Source organism: Halothiobacillus sp., from assembly GCF_028710545.1.
Classification (GTDB): Bacteria; Pseudomonadota; Gammaproteobacteria; order Halothiobacillales; family Halothiobacillaceae; genus Halothiobacillus.
Genome location: NZ_JAQTTX010000039.1, coordinates 1 through 24706 on the forward strand (window position 1 = coordinate 1; position 24706 = coordinate 24706).

The following is a 24706-nucleotide window of genomic DNA, read 5'->3' on the forward strand; positions in this document are numbered from 1 at the left end:
CCGCCTCGCTGCACGGCACGGATCGGGTCGAAGCCGTCCGGCTCAAAGATGGTACCGAACTGCCCGCTGATCTCGTGGTGATGGCTGCGGGGATTCGCCCGAATATCGATGTGGCGCTCAACAGCCGCATTTATTGTGAAAATGGGATCGTCGTTGACGACACGCTGCAAACCTACGATCCGAAGATCTACGCAGTCGGCGAATGCGTGCAACATCGCAAGGAATGCTACGGCTTGGTCGCACCGTTGTTCGAGCAGGCGAAGGTCTGCGCGAATCATCTGGCCGAATACGGCATTGCCAAGTACACCGGCTCGATGACCTCGACCAAACTCAAGGTCACCGGCGTGGACGTGTTTTCCGCCGGTGAAATTCAGGCCAAGCCGCATCACGAAGAAATGGTGTTGGCCGACGCCACACGGGGCGTATACAAAAAACTCATTCTGAACAATAACATGATTGAGGGCGCGGTCATGGTGGGCGACACCATGGACGGCGCGTGGTATTTCCAGCTCATGCGCGACAAGACCGATGTGACCGCGTTGCGCGATCACCTGTTGTTTGGTCAAGCGCATGTGGGCGATTCGGGTCATGGCGCGAAAGCGCGTGTGGCCAGCCTGCCCGATTCCGCCGAAATCTGCGGCTGTAACGGCGTGTGCAAGGGCGATATCGTCAAGGCAATCAATGAGCACAAGCTGTTCACGCTCGATGAAGTACGCGCACACACCAAGGCATCGGCCTCCTGCGGTTCCTGCACGGGCCTGGTTGAAGATTTACTGGCCTCGACCCTAGGGGGCGATTACTCCGCCGCGCCCTCGGTCAAGCCCCTGTGCGGTTGCACCGATGCCACGCACGATGACGTTCGCGCGGGTATTTATCGTCACGAACTCAAGACAATCCGCGCGATTTTCACCCAATTCTCATGGAAAACCGAAGACGGCTGTGCCAAGTGCCGCCCGGCGCTGAATTACTACCTGCTGTGCGCCTGGCCGGACAGCTATCAGGATGATGCGCAATCGCGTTTCATCAACGAGCGCGTCCACGCCAACATCCAAAAAGACGGCACATACTCGGTCATTCCGCGCATCTGGGGTGGTGTCACCTCGCCGTCTGAACTCAAAGCCATTGCCGAAGTCGCCGAACGCTATGCGATCCCCACGGTGAAATTCACCGGCGGGCAACGATTGGATTTGCTGGGCGTGAAAAAAGAGCAACTACCCCATGTCTGGCGTGACTTGAGTGCCGCCGGGTTTGTTTCCGGTCATGGGTATGGCAAAGCGCTGCGCACCGTAAAAACCTGCGTAGGCAAGGAATGGTGCCGCTTCGGTACGCAGGATTCCACGGCACTCGGCATTCGCCTGGAAAAACTCACCTGGGGTTCCTGGATGCCGCATAAATTCAAGATTGCCGTCTCCGGCTGCCCGCGCAATTGCGCCGAAGCCACGGTGAAAGACCTCGGCGTGGTCTGTGTGGACTCCGGTTTTGAGCTGCATGTCGGCGGCAATGCGGGCATCAAGGTGCGTGTGACCGATTTTCTCTGCAAGGTGTCCACCGAAGATGAAGTGGTCGAATACACCCAAGCCTTCATCCAGATGTACCGCGAAGAAGCGCATTACCTCGATCGCACCGCGCCGTGGATTGAGCGCGTCGGCCTGCCCTACATCCAGCGCCGTTTGATCGAAGACCCGGTCGGTCGCAAAGCACTGGCCGAGCGGTTTATTTTTTCGCAGCAGTTTTCGCAGACCGATCCCTGGACCGAACGGGCCGAAGGCAAGGATGCCAATGAATTCGCCGAACCGTTGGTTCTGGCCTGAACCAAGCGATAAAGGACACAGAGCATGAGCAGCACATGGTTTACCGTAGGCCAACTGGCCGATATTCCCCGCCTGGGCGCGAAAGTGGTCCATTGGCAGGGCACACCCATCGCGATTTTCCGCACCCAGAAAGACGAGGTCTTTGCACTGGAGGATCATTGCCCGCACAAAAAGGGCCCCTTGTCGCAAGGCATCGTCCATGACCGGAAAGTGACCTGCCCCTTGCATGGTTGGGTCATCGAACTGGACAGGGGCACCGCGATCGCGCCGGATACTGGTTGCACGCCCACCTTTGCGGTTCGGGTAACCGATGGCCGGGTTGAACTGGCGGTGCCGCATCTCGACGCGCTGGCGACGGCCTGACCATGAACGGTCACATTGCCAACGAACCCGTCAGAACCACCTGCCCCTATTGTGGCGTTGGTTGCGGTGTGCTGGCCGAGCAAAACGTTGCGGGACAGTGGTCGGTGCGCGGCGATCCGGATCATCCGGCCAATTTTGGTCGACTCTGTTCCAAGGGCGCGGCGCTGGCAGAAACCATCGATTTACCGCAACGGCTGACCGTGCCCATGCAACGCATGGCCGACGGCGGCTTGCAGCGCGTTTCCTGGGATCACGCACTGGATCGGGTCGCCGAAGGTTTTCGCGCAGCCATCGATGAATTCGGCCCGGATTCGGTCGGGATTTACGTCTCCGGACAAATCCTGACTGAAGATTATTACGTCGCCAATAAGCTGATGAAGGGCTTTATCGGCAGTGCGAATATCGACACCAACTCGCGGCTGTGCATGTCCTCGGCCGTGGCCGCCTATAACCGCGCCTTCGGCAGCGATACCGTGCCGGTGTCCTACGAAGATCTGGAAAACGCCGATCTGGTCGTGTTGGCAGGCTCGAACACCGCCTATGCCCATCCGGTGATTTACCAGCGCCTGGTGGCAGCCAAGGAACGCCGACCCGAGATGAAGTTCGTGGTGATCGATCCGCGCAAAACAGCGACTTGCGACATTGCCGACCTGCACCTGCCGATTGCACCCGGTGCTGATGCCCTGTTGTTCAATGGGCTGCTGGTCGCGTTGGCCGATGCCGGCAAAATTGATCACGACTTTATCGCCACCTCGGTCGATGGCTTTGATGCCAGCCTCGCTGCCGCACGCGCCGATGCGGGCGATCCGGATACTCTGGCGCAACGCTGTGGCCTCTCACGGGCGCAGTTAGAGCAATTTTTCGGTTGGTTTATTGCCCATGAGCACACGGTGTCGCTTTGGTCGCAGGGCATGAACCAATCTGCTAGCGGCACGGACAAGGGCAACGCCCTAATCAACTGTCATCTGGCGACAGGACGGATTGGCAAACCGGCAATGGGGCCGTTTTCAATCACCGGTCAGCCCAATGCGATGGGCGGGCGCGAGGTTGGCGGCCTGGCCAATATGCTCGCGGCACATCAGGGGTTTACGTCAGAAGCCATCGACCGGGTCAGCCGGTTTTGGGGCAGCCAAAATGTCGCGCAAAAACCCGGTTTGAAAGCCGTGGATTTATTTGCCGCCGCAGGAACCGGCCAAATCAAGGCCCTGTGGATTATCGCGACCAATCCCGTGTTCAGCCTGCCCGATAGCCATGCCGTGCGAACGGCGCTCGAACACTGCCCGTTGGTTGTGCTGTCGGAATGCGTGGCCGATACCGATACCGCTCAGTTCGCCGACATCTTGTTGCCTGCCACCACCTGGGGTGAGCGTGACGGCACGGTGACCAATTCCGAGCGCCGAATTTCTCGTCAGCGTCCGCTCTATCCGCCGGTGGGCGAATCCCGCCATGACTGGCAGGCGTTGTGCGCCGTGGCACAACGACTTGGTTTTGGCAGCGCCTTCGATTTCCCTGATGCCGCTGCGATTTTCCGCGAATATGCGGCGCTCACAGCCTTTGAAAACAACGGCAGCCGGGATCTTGACTTGGGTGCATTCACGCAACTCAGCGATGCGCAATATAACGAGCTGCCCCCGACCCGCTGGCCACAACCGGTCGACCGTCCGCCAGTTGAACCGTTCAGCGATGGCCGTTTTTTTACGGAAAACCGACGCGCCCGAATGCTGCCCATCACGGCACAAGGAGCACCATCAGCGCTGACGCCCGCTCTTCCGCTGCGGTTGAATACCGGTCGTCTGCGCGATCAATGGCACGGCATGAGCCGCACGGGTGCGGTGCCGAAACTGCTCAACCATGTCGGCGAACCCACCCTCGCGATTCATCCGATGGACGCGGCACGCTACAAGCTTCGGGGCCATCAGATCGCGCGGGTGGGTAACCCGCGCGGGCAATTGTTGACGCGCGTGGTCTTGGACGAGCACCAACGCCAAGGCAGCGTGTTCGTGCCCATGCACTGGAGCGATGCATTTAGCCGCGATGGTCTGGTCAATGCGTTGATTGCAGCGATTATTGATCCGATTTCCGGGCAGCCGGAATTTAAAACCCAATCGGTCTGGGTCGAGCACTATCCCGCCGAGTGGTTCGGATTCGCCTTGATTCGCGAGGGCCTGCCCGTTCCCGAACTCAAGCAATTGCCCGGCGATTACGCCATCAAGATCACAGCGACCACCGCAACCCACTACGAACTGGCTGGTGTGGCCGCGCCCAGCAATTGGATGGATTGGGCAAAAACCACGCTTAATCACCAAAAAATGGCCCTTAAAACCGTCGCTGAAATCGACCGTGAATGGATTGAATTTGCCGATTCGGCCACCGGCCGCTATCGCATCGCGCAAATCACGCAGGGGCGACTCGATTGGGTGCTGCACATCACTCGTGATAGCCGTGCGGTCGATACCAACTGGCTGCTCGGTCTGTTTGCGGAACCCTCGCTCAATGCTGCACAACGGGCCGATTTAATGGCGGGCAAACCCGCCGGTGCGCAGGCCGATGTCGGGCCGATCATTTGTGCGTGCTTCAGCCTGGGGCGCAACCCCTTGATCAATGCGATTCACCGTCATGGCATCACCGATGCAAAAGCCTTAGGCGCGTGTACCCAAGCGGGCACGAACTGCGGTTCTTGCCTGCCGGAACTCAAGGCCTTGATTGCCAAAAATCCGCCATCCGCCGAAGCGGCAACATCCAATGCCCAAGCGACTATTGAGGACTGAGATCATGCGTTACTTACCAATTTTTCTTGATGTTCAACAGCAAACCTGCCTGCTCGTGGGTGCGGGCGAAGTGGCCGCGCGCAAGCTCGCCCTGTTGAAATCTGCCGGTGCAACCGTTCGCATCGTATCGCCAGAATGCAGTGAAGAAATCCGGGCGCAAATCGACGGTGCGCGCATTTCCTATATCCCCGCTGCTTTTGAGCCACATCATCTCGATGACTGTGGTCTGGTAATTTCCGCCACCGACGACGAGGCCGTCAATGCAGCCGTGGCCGCAGGCGCCAAGGCGCGACAGATTCCGGTGAATGTGGTCGATAGCCCCGCGCTGTGCAGTTTCATTGTGCCGGCCATTATTGATCGCGACCCGATCACCGTGGCCGTTTCCAGCGCGGGCAAAAGCCCGGTGTTGGCGCGTTGGATTCGCGCCAAAATCGAAACGCTCCTGCCGCACAGCATCGGTAAGCTCGCAGCATTTATGGGTGCGCGTCGTGCCGCCGTGCAAGCGGCGTTACCTCGAGTGGGTGATCGCCGGTTGTTCTGGGAAAAAATACTGACCGGGCTCCTACCGAGCACGCTGGCACGAGGCCAGACCGACGAGGCCGATCGCTTATTCGAGCAAACCTTGCAACAGGATGCCGCGACGCCGACGCAGGGCCGGGTGTATTTGATTGGCGCGGGCCCGGGCGAGCCGGATTTAATGACATTTCGCGCGTTGCAGCGTCTGCAGGAAGCCGATGTGGTGATTTACGACCGGCTGGTCGCGCCCGCCATTGTCGATCTGGCGCGCCGGGATGCCGAGCGCCGTTATGTCGGCAAATGCCGCGAGGCGCACAGCGTGCCACAGGCCGAAATTTCGCAATTGCTGGTCGAACTGGCGCAGCAGGGCAAGGTCGTGGCCCGCTTGAAAGGGGGCGACCCGTTCATTTTCGGGCGTGGCGGTGAAGAAATTCAGCAATTGGCTGCAGCAGGCATCCCATACGAAGTTGTGCCGGGCATTACCGCTGCCAGCGGGTGCGCCTCGTATGCCGGGATTCCGCTCACCCATCGCGATTATGCGCAGTCCGTGCGCTTTATCACCGGGCACACCAAAGACGGCAAGCTCAGTCTGGATTGGGCGCATCTTGCGCATGGCCGCGAAACGCTGGTTTTTTACATGGGGCTGACCGCCACTGCTGAAATTTGCAGCCAACTACAAGCGCATGGCCTGCCTGCAGATTACCCCGCCGCGCTGGTCGAACACGGCACCACCGCGCGCCAACGCGTGCTGCGAGGCACGCTGAGCACCTTGCCAACGCTATTGGCCGATGCGCAATCGCCATCGCTGTTGATTGTTGGTGAAGTGGTGCAGTTGCACGATAGCCTCGCGTGGTTCGAGGGACACAGTGACGCTGATGCGGCTTTTTTGCCGCCGGTAGAGCACCGCGCATTGTGCGGGATGGCGAATGCCGCCTGACGAGATAACCATAAAAAGTAGATTAAGGAAGAGTCTGATGCTTCGTTTAATTGTCCTGTTTTTCTGTTACTGATTTTTCAGTCATTGAGGTACGCATCATGTCCGAGCAAATGTCCAGCGACTATGTCAAACCGAACGATCTGGCCAAAGCCATGGTCGATGCGGGTGAATCCAAGGTTCTTCTTTCCACCCGCGATACTCTGATCCGTGCTTACATGGCCGGTGCGATTTTGGGTCTGGCTGCCATGTTCGCCATCACCATTTCCATCAACACCGGTTCGCCGTTGACCGGCGCAATCCTGTTCCCCGTCGGCTTCATCCTGTTGTATTTGCTCGGATTTGATCTCCTGACCGGCGTGTTCATGCTGGTGCCACTGGCGCTACTCGATAAACGCCCCGGCGTGACCGTCAACCAAGTCCTGCGAAACTGGGGGCTGGTGTTCATCGGCAACTTCGCCGGTGCAGTCACGGTCGCTTTCATGATGGCGTTTATTCTTACCTTCGGTTTTACCGTGAATGCCGGTGCCGTGGCGGAAAAGGTGGGGCATATCGGTATGTCGCGCACCTTGGGTTATGAATCGCACGGCATCATGGGCTGGTTCACCATTTTCATCCGCGGGATTCTGTGCAACTGGATGGTCTCTACCGGCGTGGCTGCCGCGATGCTCTCGACCTCGGCCATCGGCAAGATTTTCGCCATGTGGATGCCGATCATGCTGTTCTTTTACATGGGTTTTGAGCACTCGGTGGTGAACATGTTCCTGTTCCCGTTCGCACTGATCATGGGCGGCGATTTCACCTTCGGTGACTACCTGTTGTGGAACGAGTTGCCGACTGCGCTGGGCAATCTGGTCGGTGGCCTGCTGTTCGTCGGGTTGATGATGTACGTCACCCACTACAAAACCGCGCCGAAACGCGAATTGTCGCTGTAAGCGCCGCCACGGCAGGGAAGCCGTTTGTTCCGGGTATATTCCAGGGGATACACCATGCAAGACATTAACCCCAATCAGTTTTCCGGCCGCACCATCGCCCTGCCCGAATCAAGGCAGCTGGATGTGTTGGCCGCCCTATTCGAACGCCGGGGGGCTGCGATTCGCCGCTGCCCGCTGGTCAGTATTCACGACGCGCCGGATCAAGCGCCCATCATCGCCTGGATACGCGCGTTTATTGCCGATGCCACGATGAACGATCTCATCATCCTGACCGGTGAGGGCATTACCCGCTTGATTCAAGCCGCTAAACGCACCGGTCTGGTGGACGCGTTTTTGCATAAACTCGGCACCACCCGATTGATTGTGCGCGGCCCAAAACCGGGCCGTGCCCTGAAGACCTGGGGGTTACAACCCAGCGTACAGGCCGTAGAACCGACCAGCGCGGGCATTATCAGCACTTTATCCACCCTGCCGGCCTTGTCCCCCCGCATCGGCGTAGTGTTGTACGGCACCGAAGAAAACGCGCCACTGCAAGCGGCGATCAGCGCGCACGGTGCCACGCCCGTACCCGTCGCACCGTACATCTACGCCAGTGAATCCGAGACCGGAGCCGTGCTGGCATTAATTGAAGAATTGGCTGAAGGTCAAATCGACGCCTTGGCGTTTACCAGTCAACCGCAATACAAACGGCTGGCCAGTGTGGCCAAAACACACAATTGCGAACCGCAACTTGTTCAAGGACTGGCGCGCACCCGAATCGCGGCCATTGGCCCGGTGATGGCGAGCTATCTGACCGAAAATGATGTACGAGTCGATGTCGTGCCCGACGGTCGGTTTTTCATGAAGCCGCTCGTGGATGCGCTGGCAGACCATTGGGCGCAAGCGTCTCTTGAGGGGGTGTCACAATGAACGCCTATCCGCCGGTCAGCGCCTTGATCCTCGCCGGGGGCGCTGGTCGGCGCATGGGCGGTGCCGACAAGGGGCTTTTGCCTTTTGAGGGCGGCGTGTTGATCGACCCGATCATCAAAACACTCTCGCCGCTCGTCGATGAAGTATTGATCAATGCCAATCGCCATCTGGAGCAGTACCGCCGATGGGGGCATCCTGTCGTGGCCGATCCGGTTCAGGCAGATCACCTGTTTGCAGGCCCCGCCGCTGCCTTGGTTCATGCCAGCCGCCATGCCAAAAACGACTGGCTACTGCTCGCCCCCTGCGACATGCCCGATTATCAACCGCATTGGCTCGGTGCATTGCGGCAAGTACAGGAACAAACCCGCGCAGCGGTCGTCATTGCGCATGACGGATTGCGTTTGCAACCGACTGTTGCCTTGATTCATCGTCCTTGCTTGAGTCAGCGCCCGGCATCGGCCGATGCCCGTTTGCTCAGTGTGCTCACAGCCGGTCGCTACAGCGTGTGTGCACTCGATCAAGATGCCTGGGCTTTTAGCAACCTCAATACGCCGGAGCAATTGCGCGCGCACCAGTCCAGACGCGAGGCGCTGACATGAATCCGCCCGTGCTTGAGCCTCCAGTCGGCGCCTCGCTCCAAGATACCTGCGCGATCTTTCATGCAGACCCCTCGCCCGCCGAAGCCGTCGAATGCCTCTGCGCTCATATTCAGCCGACACCTTGCGAGACGGTGCCACTCCGAGCTGCGCTGGGCCGTTGTCTCAATGAACCGCTGCGTGCGCCGATGGCTTTTCCGCCGTTCACCCGCGCCATGATGGATGGTTACGCGCTGCGTTCGACCGAAGTCAAACCGGGGGCCCAATGGCGTGTTCTTGACGAATTGATTGCCGGGCAAATAGCCGATAAACCGCTCCCTGCACACACCGCACTGCGCATTGCAACGGGGGCGCCTCTACCGATTGGCGCGGATACCGTGTTACGACAAGAATCCGCGCAGCGGTTTGGCCAGACACTGCGCGGATTGCTTCCTCAAATTGAGCGCGGAAAAGATACCGAGGCTATGGGCAGCGTGGCCGCAGTTGGCGACCTGCTGATATCCGCTCATTCGCCACTGTCGCCGACGGATCTTGTCAAGGCAGCGCGACACGGCATCAGCCACTTGTCGGTGCATCGACCGGCGCGGATTGTCCTGTTAGTCATCGGCAACGAACTGACACCCGCCGGGGCACCCTTACCACGCGGCCATTTGTACGAGCACAATGCCCTTCTGATTGAATCGACCCTCGATCAGCACCGCCTTGGGCAAATCATTCACACCGCAGCGGTAAAAGATGATCTGGCTGCCATTGACCAGTCAATCGGTACGGCTCGTGCTCAACGCCCTGATCTGCTTATCTTGATTGGCGGGACCTCCGTGGGCACGCATGACTTCACCCGACGCGCTCTTTTCCGCCATGGTCAACCACTTTTCGAGGGAGTACATACCCGCCCCGGCCGCACGGCCTGCGCGAGTGTAACCGATAACGGCCTCGTCCTCTTAGCGTTACCCGGCAGCCCTAAAGCGGTTAATGCGCTGCTTGAAAACATCCTGCTACCCACCTTGCGCTTCATGCAGGGCCATCTCATCCCGTGATCATTGTTGCGAATCCGGCAAGGAACGCCCCAACCTGCACCAACTTAAATCATAAACTCTCATGGTTGCGTCATAAAAGAGCGCAAAACCCGATCTTAATCCGACTAATCTAACGTAACCATCTGTTATTTATAGATTTATAAAGTTGGCATCATTATCGCTATCTCTTGTATACCAGATGAAATACAAGAAGGTGTGCGTTATGCAAAAGCAGGTTGTCCGGCACGAAGACCAACAGAATACAAATGAGGATACGGGCACGGGGAATGTACTGACGATCACGGATTGGTTACAGCGATGGAAAACAGATCCACAAGAGACTGCTCGGGACTTGCTTGATCGGCAACAAAAACGCATCGCCGACTGGGAAGCGGGAAAAACCCCTCAATGGATCCATCTTGTTGCTCTTGATGTGCTTGAAGCACAGATTGACGAACTTCTGAAGAAAGACGCAAAAGACCTGCCACTTTATGGGGTGCCGTTTGCCGTCAAGGACAACATTGATGTTGCGGGCATACCGACGACCGCAGGTTGTCCTGAATATGCCTACACGCCAGATTCGGATGCCTTTGTTATCGCCAAGCTTAAAAACGCCGGTGCCATTTGTATCGGTAAAACCAATCTTGATCAATTCGCGACGGGCTTAAACGGAACGCGCACGCCCTATTCCATTCCCCATTCAGTGTTCAGTGAGGCGCATATTTCCGGCGGTTCGAGTTCCGGTTCGGCAGTGGCGGTGGCGCTGGGTGAAGTGGCATTTTCATTGGGCACGGATACGGCCGGGTCAGGTCGAGTCCCGGCCGGTTGCAACCAACTGGTGGGGTTGAAACCGAGCAAGGGGTATATCAGTACGAACGGTTTAATCCCGGCGTGTCGCACACTCGATTGCATTTCAATCTTCGCGCATACGGTGGACGATGCCCAAAACGTCCTCGCCGTCGCCGGTGTTTATGACGCGGAGGATCCTTATGCACGCCGCGCCGCGCCATCAACCAAGTCGTTGTCATCACAAGGCCTGAAACTGGCAACCTTCAGTGGCTTGCAGTGGTTTGGGGATACCGAACAGAAAGCCGCTTGGGATGCCTATGTCGCGCAACTGGCCAAACGAGGCATCACGCTGACGGAAATCGATCCGACGCCTTTTTTTGCGCTGGCACCGCTGCTCTATAACGGCCCCTGGGTGGCCGAGCGTTTGGCCGCACTTTCTGACTTTGTGGCAGAGCAGCCTGAGGCCATCCACCCTGTAGTACGCGAAATCGTGCTATCCGGCGAAAAATTCTCTGCCGTCGATACGTTCAATGCCGAATATCAACGTGCTGATTTGGCAAGGCAAATCCAACGTGCCCTCGCCGAGTTCGATGCGCTGATGGTGCCAACGGCACCAATTTTCCCCACGATTGAAGCCCTATTGGCCGAGCCGATCAAGCTCAATTCCGAGCTGGGCACCTACACGAATTTTGTCAATCTGGCGGATTTGTCCGCGCTGGCTGTACCCGCCGGTTTGCGTACCGACGGACTGCCGTTCGGTATCACCCTGATTGCCGAAGCTTGGGCCGAAGCCCGATTGGCCGCCATTGCCAAACAGTTGAACCAAGAAAAAACGGGCATCCCGCCGCTGCGCCGTGATGAAATTGCGCTCGCCGTTGTGGGTGCGCACCTGACGGGCATGCCGCTGAATCACCAATTGACCGGCCGGGGTGGTCGCCTGCTCGAACAAACCACGACGGCTGCGTCTTATCGACTGTACGCCCTTGCCAATACCACACCACCCAAGCCGGGTCTGGTGTTCGATACCAAAGGTGATGAAATCATCGTCGAAGTCTGGGCACTCCCGCGCAGTGCATTGGCCGACTTTATTCAAGAAATACCACCGCCGCTGGGCCTCGGCACACTCACGCTTGCCGATGGCCGTCAGGTGACCGGATTCATCTGCGAACCACGTGCCCTACACGACGCGCAAGACGTAACGGAATTCGGCGGCTGGCGGGCTTATATCGCCTCACGTCAATCCACGCCACTTGCCCCGCAACCAAAAGGAATTACCCATGCCTGATGTTCCCATGCCCAACAAGGTTTTCAGCAAAGTTCTGATCGCCAATCGGGGCGAAATCGTGGTGCGGATTGCGCGCACCCTGAAAAAGATGGGCGTCACCTCCGTCGCCATTTACAGTGATTCGGACGCCGACAGTCCGCATATCCGTGCCTGTGATGAAGCAGTTGCACTGGGAGGCCAAACGGCGGCAGAAAGCTACCTTCAGGTCGAAAAAATTCTTGAACTCGCCAAGGCACACGGTGTGCAGGCCATTATTCCCGGCTACGGTTTCCTATCCGAAAACGCCGATTTCGCCGAACGTTGTGCCCACGAAGGTATCGCATTTATCGGCCCGACACCCAATCAATTGCGTGAATTTGGTTTGAAACACCGCGCACGTGAACTGGCCACCGCAGCGAAAGTGCCGCTCGCACCGGGTAGCGACTTGCTCAAGGATCTGCAAGCTGCATTGCAGGAGGCTGAACGCATCGGTTATCCGATCATGCTTAAAAGCACGGCTGGGGGTGGCGGTATTGGGTTAAAGCGTTGCGCCGATGAACCGGCGCTGATCGAAGCGTTCGAAGCCGTGGCCGGTATGGGTGCGCGCTTCTTTGGTGATGGCGGCGTGTTCGTCGAGCGGTTTATCGATCATGCCCGTCATGTTGAAGTGCAGATCTTTGGCGATGGCAAAGGGCGTGTTGTCGCCTTGGGCGAACGGGATTGTTCACTGCAGCGACGGAACCAGAAAGTCATCGAGGAAACACCAGCGCCGAATCTGCCACCCGCTACACGAGCGGCGCTGCTGGCATCGGCCGAGCGACTGGGTGAATCCATCGCCTATCAATCGGCGGGTACGGTCGAGTACATCTACGATGCACCCCGCGATGAATTCTATTTTCTCGAGGTCAACACCCGGTTACAGGTTGAACACCCCATCACCGAAGAAGTCACCGGTGTCGATCTGATTGAATGGATGGTTTCACTGGCTGCCGGTGTACCCTTCGAGCTGTGCGCCCCTACCCCGCATGGTCATGCCATAGAAGTGCGCGTGTATGCCGAAGAACCGCTACGGCACTTCCAGCCAGCACCCGGCCAACTCAGCAATGTAACACTGCCCACTGATGAATTCGTCCGTGTGGATACCTGGGTTGAAACCAGCACCACGGTGCCTGCTCAGTTCGATCCGATGCTCGCCAAGATCATCGTTACGGGCGAGACGCGCAGCAAAGCGCTGTCGAATCTGGCCGAAGCACTTGCCAAAACGCGCTTTGATGGCATTTCGACGAATCTGCCGTTTCTACGCGACCTGCTTTCCCTCCCGGATTTTGTGGCGGGCACCCACAGCACCGGCAGCATCGACCATTATCTTGCAGCCGGAGCCTACCAACCGCCTGCCATCGAGGTCATCAAGCCGGGCACCTATACCACCGTGCAGGATTATCCCGGGCGACTCGGTTTGTGGCATATCGGTGTACCGCCCTCCGGGCCCATGGATGACTATGCCTTGCGTCTGGCAAACCGGATTGTCGGCAACACGCCGGACATGGCCGGGCTTGAATGCACGCTGGTGGGCCCCTCGCTCAAATTCCACAAGGACAGCATGGTCGCCATTACGGGCGCGGTAGCCGACATTCGACTAGATGACCAGAACGTCCAGGCCGGTCGTCCCATCGCCATCGAGGCCGGGCAGACTTTAAGCATCGGACAGGTTCAGACAGGCGCTCGTGTGTATCTGGCCATCCGGGGCGGCATCGACGTGCCCGAGTATCTGGGCAGCCGTTCAACCTTCGCACTCGGCAAAATGGGCGGACACGCCGGACGTATTCTGCAGGTCGGCGATATTTTGCCCATGGGTTCAGCACCGGCGGCATTCGCGCCAAAAGTGGCCGATGCGAGCCTGATACCCGAATACACCAATCACTGGGAAATCGGCGTGCTCTATGGACCGCACGGAGCGCCGGATTATTTCATGCCCGAGGCCATCGATAAATTCTTCGCCACCGACTGGGCCGTGCATTACAACAGCAACCGCCTGGGGATTCGCCTGTCGGGCCCAAAACTCAGTTGGGCGCGCAGTGACGGTGGCGAAGCCGGCCTGCATCCATCGAATATCCACGATACGGAATATGCCGTCGGCTCGATCAACTTTACCGGCGACATGCCCGTCATTCTCACGCGCGATGGCCCGAGTCTGGGCGGCTTTGTCTGCCCGGCCACCATCGTCCGTGCCGAATTATGGAAGGTTGGGCAACTCAAGCCCGGCGATACCATTCGGTTCGTACCCATCAGCTACGCACAGGCGCGTGCGCTCGAACTCTCGCAGGATGCAGCCATCGAAACGCTGCAAGCACCGAACAAAACCCTGTCTTTGGCTCCGCACCTCGGCCATTGCGTGCTTTTGGATATTCCGGCCTCCGGTGATCTTCCACGGCTCACTATCCGGCAAGCCGGTGATGGCTATCTGCTGCTCGAATATGGCGAGAACGTCCTTGATCTGACCCTGCGGCTGCGTGTGCACGCCCTCATGCAAAGTCTGGAAACCGATCCCGTTCCCGGTATTCTCGAATGCTCTCCGGGCGTTCGTTCGCTCCAGATCCGGTATGAGCCCAAGCGCATCCCTCAGGATGAGTTGGTTGCCCGGTTGACGAGCATCAACAATCATCTGGTCGATGTACGTGAATTGTCGGTGGCTTCGCGGATCGTTCACTTGCCGATGGCCTTTGAAGACAGTGCCACACTCGATGCCGTGGCTCGCTACCGCCAATCGGTTCGCGACACGGCGCCCTGGCTACCGAGCAACTGTGAATTCATTCGCCGAATCAATGGCCTGCCGGATATAAAGGCTGTTTACGATACGGTCTATTCGGCATCCTACATGGTATTGGGCCTAGGCGATGTCTACCTCGGTGCGCCTTGCGCCGTTCCGCTCGATCCACGGCATCGGCTGCTCACCTCCAAATACAACCCGGCACGCACCTACACGGCAGAAGGCACGGTGGGTATCGGCGGTGTCTACATGTGCATTTATGGCATGGATTCGCCCGGTGGTTATCAATTAGTTGGCCGCACATTGCCCATCTGGAATCGTCGCACCGCTCATCCGAGTTTTGAAGCGGGTAAACCCTGGCTGCTGCGCTTCTTCGATCAGGTGCGGTTTTATCCGGTCAGCGAGCCCGAACTGCTCCGGCTCAGGGCCGAATTTGCGGCCGGCACGCTCGACGTCAAAACCGAAGATGTCGTCTTCCGGCTTGATGAACATGAAGCGTTCCTCGCGGCGAATCAGGACTCTATAGCGGAATTCAAGGCACGTCAGGCCGTCGCCTATGAACTGGAAGTCAGCCGCTGGCAGGAAGACGATGGCAGCCTGAACACGCGTGAAGTCGTTGTTGCCGAAGCACAAATCGAAGGCGAGCCGATTGCAGCGACCATCAGCGGCAATGTCTGGAAGCTCCTGGTCGAGCCGGGTGAAGCCGTGCAGACCGGGCAGGTCGTGGCCATCGTCGAGGCCATGAAAATGGAATTCGCGATCGAGGCACCGCGCGATGGCGTGATCGCAGAATGTGCCTGTACGCCGGGGCAACTCGTGCAGATGGGGCAAACGCTGGTCACGCTGGAGTTGCCTCAATGAATCCGCCCCTGCGTTTCCCGGCCGAGCGTCGCCGCAGTTCAAATATGCCCGCATTGGCCGAACGCGTTTATGCCCAGGTCAAGCAAGCCTTGTTCGCCTTCGAATTGCTCCCCGGCGAGCGTTTCAGTGAAAACACGGTGGCCGAACTGACCGGCGCCAGCCGCACACCCGTGCGTGAGGCCCTTAACAGACTCGCACGTGAGGGATTTCTGAGCGTTCAGAATCGATCTGGCTGGCGGGTCAATGAGCTCGATTTTGCGGTATTCGATCAGCTTTATGAAGTCCGCACCATCGTCGAACTCGCCAGCATTGACAGTTTGACCGCACAAACAGAACCGTCGGGCATAACCGAACTCGCTGCAATCTGGCAGGTACCCGAAGCCGATCGACTCACGGGTGGCCCTGCCGTTTTCACCCTCGACGAGCAGTTCCATAACCAGCTGGTTGCCGCGACAGGCAATGCCGAACTGCACCGAATCCACACCGGCGTCACCGAGCGCATCCGCATCGTGCGTCAACTGGATTTTACCGAGAGTCATCGCATCGAAGCGACCTACAACGAACACGCCGCCATTCTTGCTGCCATCGCCCAGCACCGTGGCAACGAGGCCAAACGACTGCTTCAAACCCACATCGAACTTTCAAGGCAGTCCGTTCGCAAAATCAGCCTTCATCGTCTGTATGAAGCGCGCGAACGCATGCGTGAACGCGCTGCATTACTCAACCCTGTTTCAGAAACCGCGGCCGGCGGAATCCGGCCAAACCCGCTTGTGACCCCGCAAGAAAATCTCACATGAGAAAAACCCGCATGAGAAAACCCAATGGAGGGAACAACCATGAATCGTCGTAACTTTATGAAAGCCGTGGGCGCTACCGGATTGTCACTCGGTTTCGGCCTCAAGGGCATCGAGTTTGCCAATGCCGCAGAAGGCCCGATCAAGGTCGGTATTTTGCATTCGTTATCCGGCACGATGGCCATCTCTGAAAGCGCGCTCAAAGACAACATGCTGATGTTGATCGCCGAGCAGAACGCCAAGGGCGGCGTAATGGGGCGCAAATTGGAACCGGTCGTTGTCGATCCGGCATCCAACTGGCCCCTGTTCGCGGAAAAGGCACGCGAACTGATCAGTAAGGACAAGGTTTCCGCCATTTTCGGCTGCTGGACTTCCGTTTCCCGCAAATCCGTCCTGCCGGTCGTCGAAGAACTCAACGGTCTGCTGTTCTACCCCGTTCAGTTTGAAGGCGAAGAATCCTCGCGCAATATTTTCTACACCGGCGCCGCGCCAAACCAGCAAGCCATCCCGGCCGTTGATTATTTGATGAACGAGCTTGGCATTACCCGTTGGGTTTTGGCGGGCACCGATTACGTGTATCCGCGCACCACCAACAAGATCCTTGAAGCCTACCTCAAGCAAAAGGGCGTGAAAGATGAAGACATCATGATCAACTACACGCCGTTCGGTCAGTCCGACTGGCAGTCGATCGTGAGCCAGATCAAGCAGTTCGGCAGCGCGGGCAAACCCACCGCGGTTGTTTCCACCATCAACGGCGATGCCAACGTGCCGTTCTATCGCGAGCTGGGCAATCAGGGCATCAAGTCTCAGGATATTCCCGTCGTTGCCTTCTCCGTGGGCGAACAGGAACTCTCCGGCATGGATACCAAACCATTGGTCGGCCAACTGGCCGCCTGGAACTACTTCGAAAGCGTCAAGACGCCAGAAAACGAAGCCTATATCGCCAACTGGAAGAAGTTCAAGAAAGACCCTAAAGCGGTGACCAACGACCCGATGGAAGCGGAGTACATCGCCTTCCAGATGTGGGTGAAGGCAGTTGAAAAGGCTAAATCCACCGACACGGACAAGATCCTCGAATCGATCATCGGCGTCGAAGTGCCCAACCTGACCGGTGGCATGGCCAAAATGCTGCCGAATCACTACATCACCAAACCGGTGTACATCGGAGAAATTCAGGATGATGGACAGTTTGATGTCGTCTGGAAAACCAAGACCGAAGTGCCGGGCAAGGCATGGTCGCCATACCTGCCGGGCAGCAAAGATCTGATTGCGGACTGGACACCGCCGATCAACTGCGGTGCCTACAACACCGTTACCAAGAAGTGCACAGGATCAGGTTCATAGAATCTGAACGCAGCTTCTGTCATACGGCCGACCCGTTGTTAGTTGGCCGGTTTCCCGAGGATGGATTGATGACGAATCATACCCGCAATCACCCGCAATCCAGCGCCGCGCCAATCGGACTTAAACGATTCCGGCGCTGGATCGCCCCAATTCTAACCTTGTGCCTTCTGTTGGGCGCAACGCTCCCTATATCGGTGGCGCAGGCCGACCCGGCTTCGCCTTCACTGGCGGCAGGCAGTCCGACCGTGTCCGCCATCGCCAGCGATGACGCCATGACACGCAGCCAAGCCATCAAGGCTTTGATACTTCAGCCGCCGGCCGGTGCCGCCGATGTGCTGCATGCACTTGATAGAGGCATGCTCTATGTCACAGCCAAGCCCGTCGCCCGTCTCGGCATTGCCGATGCCGCAGGCAAAATTTCCGCCATTGACTCGGATGAAATCCTGGGCAACACCAGTGATGCCCAATGGCAACCTGTATCGATCAATAACGTGATTCGCATCCAGTTGCGGCCGCGTCTTGACCTCATGGCGCTGGCCTCACCCGATGTTTCTAAACGCCGTGACGCCGCTCAGGATTTGTTTTCTGCACGGCTGACTCCGGACTATATCCACGAAATCAAGGCATTGGAACCGAAAATCAAGGATGCGGATGTGCAGGCTAATCTGCGTAAACTGGTGGCCGGTTTCGAGCTGAACGATGCCGATCCCAAGGTTCGGCTGGCAGCGATTGCCGATGTGGCCGACGCACTGGATCCCGAAATCCGTGCCAAGCTGGCGAATCTTGCCAGTAACGATAATGACCCTGCTGTGAAAGCGGCGGCGGCCAAAACGCTCGATGCCATCAATACCCGTGTGGCCGGATGGCAGTTTTTGCAGAATCTGGTGTTCGGGCTCAGCCTCGGCTCGGTATTGCTGCTGGCCGCAATTGGCTTGGCGATTACCTTCGGCGTGATGGGCGTCATCAATATGGCCCATGGCGAGATGATGATGATCGGTGCCTACACGACCTGGCTGTTGCAACAACTGATGCCCAACCACCTCACCGCTGCCCTGTTCCTCGCCATTCCTAGCGCATTTCTGGCCGCGGGCATTATCGGCATGGCAATCGAACGCGGGCTGATTCGCTTCCTTTATGGTCGTCCGCTGGAAACCCTGCTGGCGACATTCGGTTTGAGCCTGATGCTGCAACAAGCCGCACGGATTATTTTCACCCCGCTCAATCGTGCCGTCGCCCTGCCGGATTTCATGAGCAACAGTTGGGTTGTCAATCCGGTATTCGCCATCACGTATAACCGACTGTATATCCTGATTTTTTCACTGACCGTCTTCTTCGGCCTCTTACTTCTGCTCAAGCGAAGCACGTTTGGACTTCGAATCCGTGCCGTCGCGCAAAACCGTGCCATGGCCCGGGCCTGCGGGGTGCGTTCAAACTGGATCGATGCCCTCACCTTCGGCCTTGGTTCCGGCATCGCCGGTATTGCCGGTGTGGCGCTGGCGCAGATTACCAATGTCGGCCCCAATCTCGGCCAGAGCTATATCGTCGATTCTTTCATGGTCGTGGTACTGGGCGGTGTCGGAAATCTGTGGGGCACACTGGTCGCCGGGATGGGTATCGGCGTGCTCAATAAATTCCTCGAACCCTATTCCGGCGCTGTTCTGGCGAAAGTCGTGGTGCTGGTGCTCGTGATCCTCGTCATTCAAAAACGCCCGCGTGGATTATTCCCGCAAAAGGGCCGCGCGGCGGAGGAATAGACCATGCTTTTCAAGACATTATTCGCAGGCCATGAGCGGGGCGGCTTGATTGTGATGCTGGCGATTGTGCTCATGTTGTTGTGGGTCAGTATCGGCAATCTGGCGGTACCCGCGAGCAGCTCATGGCATGTTTCCACCTATACCGTGACCATCCTCGGCAAATTCCTCACCTATGCCCTGCTGGCCGTATCGATTGATTTGATCTGGGGTTATGCTGGCATTCTTTCGTTGGGGCATGGCGCTTTCTTCGCACTGGGTGGCTACGCGATGGGCATGTACCTGATGCGTGAAATTGGTGATCGCGGCCAGTATGGCAATCCCAATTTGCCGGATTTCATGGTGTTTCTGAACTGGCATGAACTGCCGTGGTATTGGTACGGCTTCGACCACTTCTGGTTTGCCGCCCTGATGGTGCTGCTGGTGCCGGGCATATTGGCCGGTTTATTCGGTTGGCTGGCGTTCCGCTCGAAAGTATCCGGCGTGTATTTCGCCATCATCACCCAGGCGCTGACCTACGCGCTGATGCTCGCGTTTTTCCGCAATGAGATGGGCTTCGGTGGGAATAACGGCCTGACGGATTTCAAGGATATTCTCGGGTTTTCCATCACCGAGAACAGCACCCGCGTGGGCCTGTTTGTCGCCTCCGGCATCGCGCTGATTCTCGGCTACTTCATTGCGCAGGCCATCGTGCGCTCACGCTTCGGGCGGGTGTTGGTCGCAATTCGAGATGCCGAGCCGCGAACCCGCGCCTGCGGCTATCCGGTGGCGCAATACAAACTGGTGGTGTTCGTGATTTCCGCCATGTTGGCTGCTGTCGCCGGCGCGTTGTATGTGCCACAGGTTGGCATTATCAATCCTGGCGAATTCTCGCCTTTATCTTCGATCGAAGCGGTTGCCTGGGTGGCGACCGGCGGTCGGGGTAGCCTGTTCGGCCCCATTATCGGTGCCTTCGCCGTCAACTACAGCAAAACGCAGCTCACCACGCTGGCACCGGATCTGTGGCCATTCGTGCTTGGCGGCCTGTTCATTCTGGTCACCGTCTTTTTGCCCAAGGGACTGATCAGCTTGCTGGGCCGTCGGAAAAAACCGGTCGAGGAATCTGAAACTATGGTCATCAATAAGGCTATCAAGCAGGAAACGTCCGTAGCGGCAGACAGAAAAACGGAGGTTCTGTGATGTTATCCGTCCCCAATGAAAGCGAAATCATCGGCGATCGCGTCGCCACCTTGGCACCCGGCCAACCGGACGTAACCCACGGCACCATCCTGTATCTCGAAGACGTCACTCTGAGTTTCGATGGGTTCAAAGCCCTAAATAAACTCAATCTGACCCTCGATGATGGCGAGTTACGCTGCATTATCGGCCCGAACGGAGCGGGCAAATCGACCATGATGGATGTCATCACCGGACGGCGTAAACCTGATTCCGGCCAGGTGTTTTTCGGCCAGAACATCGACCTGCTCAAGCATCAGGAACATGAAATTGCCCGCGGCATGGTCGGGCGCAAATTTCAGCGCCCGACCGTATTCGAGGCGCTAACGGTGGCCGAGAACATCGAGCTTACCCTGTTGGGGCCGCGCGCGCCCTGGGCCGTGCTCAAGGCGCGAAGTACAGCCGCAGAGCGAGATCGTATCGATGAAGTTCTTACGACCATTGGTTTGATTCAACTGCGGCATCAACCGGCAGGCATCCTGTCGCACGGCCAGAAGCAATGGCTTGAGATCGGCATGTTGCTCGCACAAAACCCACGCATCTTGCTGGTCGATGAACCTGTCGCAGGCATGACGGGCGAGGAAGTGGCAAGAACGGCAGAATTGCTGGTCAGTCTGGCCGGGGAACGCACCGTCGTCGTCGTCGAGCACGACATGGCCTTCGTACGCAAAATCGCCCGCACCGTGACGGTTCTGCATCAGGGCAGTGTGCTGGCTGAAGGCAGCCTGAGCAGCGTGCAAAGCAATCCCAAAGTCATCGAAGTGTATCTGGGAGAAACACCATGCTCACACTGAATGCCGTGAATCAATACTATGGCGGCAGCCACATCCTGAACAATATCAACCTCTCGATCGATGCGGGTGAGCTGGTCTGCCTGCTGGGCCGCAATGGTGTCGGCAAAACCACGCTCATGCGTTCAATTATGGGCATGGTTGCGATAAAAAGCGGCGACATTCATTTTGCTGGACAGGATCTTTCAAAAGCATCGACCGAGCAACGGGCACGAGCCGGTATTGGCTATGTGCCACAAGGTCGGGAAATTTTCCCGCTGCTCACCGTGGAAGAAAACCTCAAACTCGCACTGGCCGGACGACGCGACAAGGTGCGTAAAATCCCGGCACAGATATATGATCTGTTTCCGGTATTGCAGGAAATGCGCCATCGGCGTGGAGGCGATCTCTCAGGCGGCCAGCAGCAACAGTTAGCCATTGGCCGCGCACTGGTGCTCGATCCGAAAATCCTGCTGCTGGATGAACCGACCGAAGGCATCCAGCCGAACATCGTCCATGAAATCGGTGAAGTGTTGCGCCGGTTGAATCAGGAGTTGGGGCTGGCTGTTTTACTCGTGGAGCAGAAACTACCCTTTGCCCGCCAGGTTGCCGACCACTTCGTCATTATGGAACGCGGAGAAATTCAAGCCACCGGAGCGATGAGTACACTCGACGATGCGCTTATCGCCCGTTATCTCACGGTTTGAACGCAGTGTTAGTCGGCACAAAATTCGGATTATTTTGATAAGTCGGAGTAAATCCAAACCGTTTTCAGCAGATGGTGACTGCCAATACAATTGATATCGATCGAGTATAAATACTTAAACTATTGTTTTATTGATTGATTTGCCAAAAACATGCGAGCATTTGAAAAGGCTAGGGTCGAACAGATTACGATTCTGACAAAGACGAGATTAAGCGAGAGCCATCACTCAGCATGAATGAAATTAAAAAATTAAGCCTTACCAGCAAGGTGCTCATCGGCATGGGGCTGGGAATTGCCGTTGGTCTGTTCATTAATCTGAGCGGGCTCAATTTCAAGGGTAGCTTCGTCAACACCTATGTGGTGGAAGGCTTGTTCTACGTGGTGGGCAAGTTGTTCATCAACGCCCTGAAAATGCTCGTGGTGCCGCTGGTGTTCTTTTCCCTGCTCAGCGGGGTCTGCGGTATCGGCAATCTCAATGTTCTTGGGCGCGTGGGTATCAAGGCATTCTTGCTCTACATATTGACTACCGCCATCGCCATTGCCGTTGCCATAACCATTGCGACCACCTTCGAGATCGGCCATGGCATGAATCTGGCGGCCGACACCAACTTTACTGCCCAGGCAGCGCCACCACTGACTGATGTGCTCATCAACATCATTCCGACAAATCCCATAGAGGCCATGGCCCAAGGCCAGATGCTGCCCCTGATCTTTTTTACCATCTTGCTGGGCGTATGCATCGTCATGGTCGGCGCCAAGGCAAAGGATATCGTTGCGGGTATCGAGGTGGCTAACGAAATCATGATGAAGATGGTCACCATCGTCATGGTCGTAGCGCCCTACGCCGTTTTCGCCCTGATTGCCAAATCCATGGCAGAACTTGGCATCGAGTTGCTGAACCATCTGGCCGACTATGTCCTGGTGCTCGTTTCAGCCCTGCTGGTGCATTTATTCTTTACCTTGATGATTATCCTCAAAACCTTCTCTGGTCTGAGCCCACGGATGTTCATGCGCAAGATAAAGGAAGCACAGATTTTCGCGTTCAGTACGGCAAGTTCGAATGCAACGATTCCGGTTACGCTACGGGTCATTACGGAAAAGATGGGTATCGACAATTCCGTTGCCTCGTTCACCGTCCCTTTTGGCGCGACCATCAATATGGATGGCACCGCGATCATGCAAGGTGTTGCTACCGTCTTTATCGCCAATATTTACGGCGTTGAACTCGGCCTGACAGGCTATCTCACCGTTATCATGATGTCTGTTCTCGCCTCCATCGGTACGGCTGGCGTACCGGGTGTCGGTCTGATCATGCTGTCGATGGTGTTCTACCAAGTGGGGCTACCCGTCGAAGGCATCGGCCTGATTCTGGGTGTGGACCGTTTGATGGACATGATCCGAACCGCAGTCAACATCTCCGGCGATGCCGTTGTTACTGCGATCGTGGCCAAAAGCGAGCAGAAACTGGATCAGAAAACCTATAACGATCCGCTCGCGGGCATATTCACTCAAGAACATGGTCTGGACATTGACCAGAAAGACGAGAGGGAACTCGCTAAGACCATTCAAAGTGCCCAGAACCGGCATTGATACGACTTGCCTGGCAATTGGTTGAGCACCTTGCGCGTTCGTTGGCTCGAAACCAAACCCTGTAACCGCAGGCGAGTTAAGGAACCTCTGATTGAATCCTTCGTGGCCGAGACGGGCTTTTGAGGGATGAGTCGCAAGGCGCGGCGCGAAACGGGCTTACGCCAGCTTAATGCGAAGCAGGCGCAAGCCCGCGTTAATGGTTATTCCATTCGTGAGCGGCGCAACACAGCGGGCTTACGCCAGCTGCGCGTAAAATCGCCCTCAAAAGCCCGTCCCATGCGGGTTGCCGCCCAAAAGCCGCAACACTTCGTTATCGGCCTTGGCATCGTAGCGTAAACTACGACCTTCGGCCTCTGCCTCGTTTTGCGGCTTTTGGATCAGCAACTCGGCGGGCTTCGCCAGCTTCGCGTAGCACGAGGGATTCAATCAGAGGTTCCTTAAGCAAACTCCGTATTAGTTAGATTTTCCTTAAGTAAATGCTGATTTATTCCATCCATGGGATAAATCAGCGCTTCCTTAACGGCGCCTGAGGCCCAGATACAGCAGAAAAAGTCCGCCAACCAGGGTGATCCAGCCGAGCGTAGGCAGCTTGAGCCATCCCTCGGCATGAACAAGCAGATCGGATTGAGTCAGAACAAAAGCCAGAATAAGCAGCCCACCGATCAACGTGTACTGATTGCGGCGGGACTGGAAAGTCATTTCGGCACGTAAAGCCACCAATTCCTTCTTCTGAGCAGCCAATTGCTCAGTCTGCTGCTCTGCATGCTTCAAGGCGGAGACGGTCAGGCGGGGCAACTCAGCAAAATGCTCCATCACGAATGGAAGCTCGTTCTTGAATCGTTTCAGGAGTGCCTTCGGGCCGACTCGCTCACGCATCCAACGTTCAATGAACGGCTTGGCGGTCGCCCAGAGATCAAGATCAGGATAAAGCTGTCGCCCCAGACCTTCGATTGCCAGCAGGGTTTTCTGAAGCAAGGTCAGTTGGGGCTGGACTTCCATGTCGAACC

18 protein-coding genes and 1 pseudogene are annotated in these 24706 nt (G+C 57.1%); 17 read left to right on the forward strand and 2 right to left on the reverse strand.

Annotated elements, in window-relative coordinates; genetic code table 11:
• The 17 genes from nirB to PHD44_RS08940 all read left to right on the forward strand — a co-directional run.
• Window positions 1–1811 (forward strand): nitrite reductase large subunit NirB (gene nirB, locus PHD44_RS08860; RefSeq protein ID WP_300190551.1); only part of this gene is annotated, 1811 nt, incomplete at its 5' end.
• Window positions 1812–1835: 24 nt separating this feature from the next.
• The gene (nirD, locus tag PHD44_RS08865) at window positions 1836–2174 is read left to right on the forward strand and encodes a nitrite reductase small subunit NirD (RefSeq protein ID WP_300190554.1); all 339 of its coding nucleotides are present in this window, start codon (window positions 1836–1838) and stop codon (window positions 2172–2174) included.
• Window positions 2175–2176: 2 nt separating this feature from the next.
• Window positions 2177–4942, forward strand: coding sequence for a nitrate reductase (locus PHD44_RS08870; RefSeq protein ID WP_300190557.1), 2766 nt, complete (start codon window positions 2177–2179; stop codon window positions 4940–4942).
• 4 nt (window positions 4943–4946) lie between these two features.
• Window positions 4947–6395, forward strand: a complete 1449-nt coding sequence (cysG, locus tag PHD44_RS08875; protein WP_300190560.1) for a siroheme synthase CysG — start codon at window positions 4947–4949, stop codon at window positions 6393–6395.
• A 98-nt stretch (window positions 6396–6493) separates the two neighbouring features.
• Window positions 6494–7327: a formate/nitrite transporter family protein gene (locus PHD44_RS08880; protein ID WP_300190563.1), complete on the forward strand. Its 834-nt coding sequence runs from the start codon at window positions 6494–6496 to the stop codon at window positions 7325–7327.
• A 54-nt stretch (window positions 7328–7381) separates the two neighbouring features.
• Entirely contained in the window at window positions 7382–8236 is an 855-nt protein-coding gene (locus tag PHD44_RS08885; RefSeq protein WP_300190566.1) for a uroporphyrinogen-III synthase, read from the forward strand.
• Window positions 8233–8835: an NTP transferase domain-containing protein gene (locus tag PHD44_RS08890; protein WP_300190568.1), complete on the forward strand. Its 603-nt coding sequence runs from the start codon at window positions 8233–8235 to the stop codon at window positions 8833–8835. The genes PHD44_RS08885 and PHD44_RS08890 overlap by 4 nt, the downstream gene beginning before the upstream one ends.
• Window positions 8832–9869, forward strand: coding sequence for a molybdopterin molybdotransferase MoeA (locus PHD44_RS08895; protein WP_300190569.1), 1038 nt, complete (start codon window positions 8832–8834; stop codon window positions 9867–9869). The genes PHD44_RS08890 and PHD44_RS08895 overlap by 4 nt, the downstream gene beginning before the upstream one ends.
• A gap of 202 nt (window positions 9870–10071) precedes the next feature.
• Window positions 10072–11922 (forward strand): allophanate hydrolase, encoded by a 1851-nt coding sequence (gene atzF / locus PHD44_RS08900; RefSeq protein WP_300190573.1) that lies wholly within the window; start codon window positions 10072–10074, stop codon window positions 11920–11922.
• Window positions 11915–15529, forward strand: coding sequence for an urea carboxylase (gene uca / locus PHD44_RS08905; protein WP_300190576.1), 3615 nt, complete (start codon window positions 11915–11917; stop codon window positions 15527–15529). Before atzF ends, uca begins: the two co-directional genes overlap by 8 nt.
• Complete coding sequence (locus tag PHD44_RS08910) at window positions 15526–16326, forward strand: GntR family transcriptional regulator (protein ID WP_300190579.1); 801 nt, start codon at window positions 15526–15528, stop codon at window positions 16324–16326. The genes uca and PHD44_RS08910 overlap by 4 nt, the downstream gene beginning before the upstream one ends.
• Before the next feature lie 39 nt (window positions 16327–16365).
• On the forward strand, window positions 16366–17667 hold the full coding sequence (gene urtA / locus PHD44_RS08915) for an urea ABC transporter substrate-binding protein (protein WP_300190582.1): 1302 nt from the start codon (window positions 16366–16368) through the stop codon (window positions 17665–17667).
• Window positions 17668–17735: 68 nt separating this feature from the next.
• On the forward strand, window positions 17736–19421 hold the full coding sequence (gene urtB, locus PHD44_RS08920; RefSeq protein ID WP_300190584.1) for an urea ABC transporter permease subunit UrtB: 1686 nt from the start codon (window positions 17736–17738) through the stop codon (window positions 19419–19421).
• 3 nt (window positions 19422–19424) lie between these two features.
• Complete coding sequence (urtC, locus tag PHD44_RS08925) at window positions 19425–20597, forward strand: urea ABC transporter permease subunit UrtC (RefSeq protein ID WP_300190587.1); 1173 nt, start codon at window positions 19425–19427, stop codon at window positions 20595–20597.
• Complete coding sequence (urtD, locus tag PHD44_RS08930) at window positions 20597–21427, forward strand: urea ABC transporter ATP-binding protein UrtD (protein ID WP_300190589.1); 831 nt, start codon at window positions 20597–20599, stop codon at window positions 21425–21427. The genes urtC and urtD overlap by 1 nt, the downstream gene beginning before the upstream one ends.
• Window positions 21415–22110: an urea ABC transporter ATP-binding subunit UrtE gene (gene urtE, locus PHD44_RS08935; RefSeq protein WP_300190592.1), complete on the forward strand. Its 696-nt coding sequence runs from the start codon at window positions 21415–21417 to the stop codon at window positions 22108–22110. The genes urtD and urtE overlap by 13 nt, the downstream gene beginning before the upstream one ends.
• Window positions 22111–22340: 230 nt before the next feature.
• On the forward strand, window positions 22341–23699 hold the full coding sequence (locus tag PHD44_RS08940; protein WP_300190596.1) for a dicarboxylate/amino acid:cation symporter: 1359 nt from the start codon (window positions 22341–22343) through the stop codon (window positions 23697–23699).
• A gap of 261 nt (window positions 23700–23960) precedes the next feature.
• Here the strand turns inward: PHD44_RS08940 and PHD44_RS08945 are convergent, their stop codons facing one another.
• On the reverse strand, window positions 23961–24125 hold the full coding sequence (locus tag PHD44_RS08945) for a hypothetical protein (RefSeq protein WP_300190599.1): 165 nt from the start codon (window positions 24123–24125) through the stop codon (window positions 23961–23963).
• Window positions 24126–24215: 90 nt separating this feature from the next.
• Window positions 24216–24706: pseudogene (locus PHD44_RS08950) on the reverse strand (ubiquinone biosynthesis regulatory protein kinase UbiB); the annotation flags it as partial.

What these genes read in the sequence shown, in the direction of transcription:
- PHD44_RS08870 (WP_300190557.1), top strand. Translation starts at nt 2,177, where the DNA reads ATGAACGGTCACATTGCCAACGAACCCGTCAGAACCACCTGCCCCTAT.
- nirD (WP_300190554.1), top strand. Translation starts at nt 1,836, where the DNA reads ATGAGCAGCACATGGTTTACCGTAGGCCAACTGGCCGATATTCCCCGC.
- PHD44_RS08940 (WP_300190596.1), top strand. Translation starts at nt 22,341, where the DNA reads ATGAATGAAATTAAAAAATTAAGCCTTACCAGCAAGGTGCTCATCGGC.
- cysG (WP_300190560.1), top strand. Translation starts at nt 4,947, where the DNA reads ATGCGTTACTTACCAATTTTTCTTGATGTTCAACAGCAAACCTGCCTG.
- PHD44_RS08885 (WP_300190566.1), top strand. Translation starts at nt 7,382, where the DNA reads ATGCAAGACATTAACCCCAATCAGTTTTCCGGCCGCACCATCGCCCTG.
- PHD44_RS08880 (WP_300190563.1), top strand. Translation starts at nt 6,494, where the DNA reads ATGTCCGAGCAAATGTCCAGCGACTATGTCAAACCGAACGATCTGGCC.
- PHD44_RS08890 (WP_300190568.1), top strand. Translation starts at nt 8,233, where the DNA reads ATGAACGCCTATCCGCCGGTCAGCGCCTTGATCCTCGCCGGGGGCGCT.
- urtC (WP_300190587.1), top strand. Translation starts at nt 19,425, where the DNA reads ATGCTTTTCAAGACATTATTCGCAGGCCATGAGCGGGGCGGCTTGATT.
- uca (WP_300190576.1), top strand. Translation starts at nt 11,915, where the DNA reads ATGCCTGATGTTCCCATGCCCAACAAGGTTTTCAGCAAAGTTCTGATC.
- urtD (WP_300190589.1), top strand. Translation starts at nt 20,597, where the DNA reads ATGTTATCCGTCCCCAATGAAAGCGAAATCATCGGCGATCGCGTCGCC.
- urtE (WP_300190592.1), top strand. Translation starts at nt 21,415, where the DNA reads ATGCTCACACTGAATGCCGTGAATCAATACTATGGCGGCAGCCACATC.
- PHD44_RS08895 (WP_300190569.1), top strand. Translation starts at nt 8,832, where the DNA reads ATGAATCCGCCCGTGCTTGAGCCTCCAGTCGGCGCCTCGCTCCAAGAT.
- urtA (WP_300190582.1), top strand. Translation starts at nt 16,366, where the DNA reads ATGAATCGTCGTAACTTTATGAAAGCCGTGGGCGCTACCGGATTGTCA.
- urtB (WP_300190584.1), top strand. Translation starts at nt 17,736, where the DNA reads ATGACGAATCATACCCGCAATCACCCGCAATCCAGCGCCGCGCCAATC.
- atzF (WP_300190573.1), top strand. Translation starts at nt 10,072, where the DNA reads ATGCAAAAGCAGGTTGTCCGGCACGAAGACCAACAGAATACAAATGAG.
- PHD44_RS08910 (WP_300190579.1), top strand. Translation starts at nt 15,526, where the DNA reads ATGAATCCGCCCCTGCGTTTCCCGGCCGAGCGTCGCCGCAGTTCAAAT.